General features: G+C 59.4%; 5 protein-coding genes and 1 pseudogene. All 6 read right to left on the bottom strand.

The features are described 5' to 3' along the window. Positions 1 to 14: 14 nt before the first annotated feature. Positions 15 to 164: a hypothetical protein gene (locus WB528_RS07330; protein ID WP_423887755.1), complete on the bottom strand. Its 150-nt coding sequence runs from the start codon at positions 162 to 164 to the stop codon at positions 15 to 17. Further along, entirely contained in the window at positions 104 to 385 is a 282-nt protein-coding gene (locus tag WB528_RS07325; RefSeq protein WP_423887754.1) for a hypothetical protein, read from the bottom strand. Before WB528_RS07325 ends, WB528_RS07330 begins: the two co-directional genes overlap by 61 nt. Before the next feature lie 201 nt (positions 386 to 586). After that, positions 587 to 818 (bottom strand): annotated as a pseudogene (locus WB528_RS07320) (IS630 family transposase); the annotation flags it as partial. Between the two features lie 13 nt (positions 819 to 831). Beyond that, positions 832 to 1,281 (bottom strand): hypothetical protein, encoded by a 450-nt coding sequence (locus WB528_RS07315; protein WP_423887753.1) that lies wholly within the window; start codon positions 1,279 to 1,281, stop codon positions 832 to 834. Between the two features lie 14 nt (positions 1,282 to 1,295). After that, positions 1,296 to 1,628, bottom strand: coding sequence for a helix-turn-helix transcriptional regulator (locus WB528_RS07310; protein WP_423887752.1), 333 nt, complete (start codon positions 1,626 to 1,628; stop codon positions 1,296 to 1,298). 277 nt (positions 1,629 to 1,905) lie between these two features. Then, positions 1,906 to 3,003, bottom strand: a 1,098-nt coding sequence (locus WB528_RS07305; RefSeq protein WP_423887751.1) for a tyrosine-type recombinase/integrase, incomplete at its 5' end; no start/stop codon positions are given.

Raw genomic sequence — 3,003 nt, 5'->3', positions numbered from 1 at the left:
GGGGCTGAACAGACTCACCCGGAAGTAGATTCTGCGCCGTTCAAAACTCGAATGTCTGCAAAGGTTCGCAGGCTCGTGAGTGAGTAGGCGACGCGCTCGGTCACTATGGGGTCTGCTGCATCGGGGGATATTTCAGATCCGTAATAATCGATCTTGAAGAAGATCGTATGGTCGTTGGCTTCGAACGAGCCAAAGTCGTGTTCCTCGTGCGGACGTTAGCGTGGCAAAAGTCATCGTACACCTCGATGGTCTTGATGATACGAGCGATGGCTTCGACGCCAAGTGCTGCGATGCCCGCGGTCATGACGGCATGACCATAGCCTCGATTGATGTTCTGTCGCCGACGATCGTTTAGAGTGCGGATTTCTTCGGTTTTTGTATTCATCGTTGTCTCCTAGAAGTGGCACCCGTGCGCGACCTGCATCTCGCTTGCGGCACGAGACGCTGTGCCGGTGGGGCACGAGTGAAGAATGTCGAGGGAGTTACGGAACGGTCGCGCCGCAGCGGTCAGGCCTCGATCCACTCTGACGCGATAGGGTGCTCGGGCCTGTCGCAGACCCGAGCCTCCGCCACGTTTCAAATTCAGCTAGTGTTGTGATTCCGACACTTGATTCGCACGTGCGACTTTACTGAAGATTTCGGTGGCAGTCTTGGTCCGGATGTAGGGCTTGGGGCTGGCCATTATGGTTGTCGAGATAGTCCATGATGGCTTGCTTGAGTTCGTCGACGTTCTTGAAGACGCCGCGGCGGATGCGTTTTCGAGTGATTTCGGCAAAGAAGCGCTCGACCATGTTGAGCCACGAGCCGGACGTGGGCGTGGATACGCTTCCGTCAATCCATGAACCGCTCTGGATTGCTGTATCCGGAGCGACGCCATTTCAGCAGGCGGTTGACCGAGCTGGCGGATATGCCGATTGACCGGCCGATTTCACGTTGGGTTGCATGGAAATCTTCGTGTGCACACGCAAGCTTCTCGGCAATATCGCGCGGACTTTCGCCCGCCTCGATCGCCGCCTTGGCGCGGCTCAGCACCTCGGCTTTTGTGATCCCGTATGCAACGGTTGGTGCCACCGGCCGCGGCGAAGCCGAGGTCTCATTCTCCTCAGGCGGCGCGGTATTCAGCTGAAGGTCCGAAAGGAGGACGAAATCGTCAGGGTTATCCTTTCGCCATTGGGCCCGTTTCCATGGGCCCAAGCTTTTGTACCGACCGCAAGCGTTAGCAGTTCTGAAATATAGGCCGTCGAATATGAGGCCCTTTCTGATCGGGCCTTCGATTTTCACTGGCTGGTCCCTGTTCATCTGCGCACAGCGCCTGGCTCGCCCTTGGAGGTAAAGGCACTCGGGCCGCCCGCCGCACACCAAGCGTCAACGTCGCTGCGCTTGAAACGCCGCGCGTTGCGACTGAAGAGGACGCTCTTCGGCGCGACGCCGCGCTTGACGAAATCGGAAAATTGTTGCTCGGAATAGCCCGTGTAAGTGGCGGCGTCCTGTAAGGATAGCCACTCGGGCTGCACGATCGGGCGACGGCGTAATTCGGCGAGAACCGTGTCCACCGTTGCGGCCGCGGTTTCCCGCATCAGCGCGGCCAGCGCTGTGTCGCCGTTGGCGACGCTTGCGTCAGTACGCATGGTCGAACCTCCTGAGCGCAAAGCAATCGCGCCGCGAGGCGACGCAAAAGGCGCAATTGGGTTGTCAGGAAATCCGCGTCACCACGGAGGTTCGACCTACTGACGCGCCACAATGGGGCCGTGGGATCGGTCGGCAACTTACTACGGGAATGAAACCCGGCAGTCGGAAGGCCCATGCCCTCCAGGACAATCGCGTCCACAAGTCGTAAATAGCTTATAGTGCTTTGTGCAGGTCTTTTCAAGGGGTTCCGGTCTGGATCGCCCGGGCCTCACCAGGTCAGCCTTGTGCTAGCTGATCCTGCAGCCGTCGTGTTAACTGCCTTTCTGCCCCTTTGGGCAGGTGCCGCATAATGTAGGTCGAGACCGCCTCACTCGCCCCCCGCAATTGGTCAAACATCGATCCGGGCGTCATGTAGCTTTCATGTACGTCAGCACTTAGGGCGTGATTCATGAGCAGCCGCGAATGCACGGTACTGACCTTCGCACCGGCACAAAAGTTTCGAAACGAGTGTCGCAATGCATGCGGGCTATGATCAAGATGACGATTTTTCACCTCTTCGACGTGTCCACTCCGGCTCCCCGCGCTTGGGAACACCCAAGGGTGACAGTGCTCTAAGTCGCACAGGACCTGACCCGCCCGCCGCACCCGCTCCAATGAGCGGACCATCGGCGGCGTGAGGGGGCATCGGAATGCTCTTGCCTCGCCGCCCTTGGGCGCCGGAATTTCGATGTAGGCCTCCTTCAGGTTGACGTGCTCCCATCGCATGGCGCACACCTCCCGACGTCTCAATCCCGTTAGCGCGGTCATGATCCAAAGTTCCCGAATTACAGGATTGTCCAATGCGAGCACCTGCGCGAACCACCTTGGAAGTTCGCGCTCGGACATGCCGGTTTGGCGGGGTGCTTCGTGATTGTGAAGATCATAGGCCCGGAACGGGTTGAGCGGGGAGAGGTCAGGCACCTCCATGCCGAGGGCTGCGTGGCGGTAGATGGCATGTCCGACACGGCATACGCCGTTGGCTGCGTAGGGGCCCACTTCCGCAGTGAGGCGGTCGTGAAGTCTTACGACGTCCGCACGAGTGATGTCTCGAAGCGCGACCCTTCCAAAGGTCGGCGCCAGGTGCGCGTGGAATTTTTGCTGGTAATCAGCAATGGTCCGATCGCTGCGCTTCTTCTTTTCAAGCCGCGCCCTGTACGATTCCCACGCCTCACGGAACGTAGTACCCGCTCTTGCGTCGGGGTCCGTCAGCCGCTCTAGCCGAGCCAACTCCTCGAGAGCCCGCGCCCGCGCTTCAGCGACCTTAACGTGCGCGGGGTCACCCAAGCGCTTATAGACCGTGTGCCGCTTGCCGCCCTCGCGCAGCTCTCCTTGGTA

Origin of the sequence: Bradyrhizobium sp. (assembly GCF_049586575.1) — a bacterium.
Taxonomy (GTDB): Bacteria; Pseudomonadota; Alphaproteobacteria; order Rhizobiales; family Xanthobacteraceae; genus Bradyrhizobium.
This window is presented reverse-complemented; position numbering and strand designations above follow the sequence as displayed.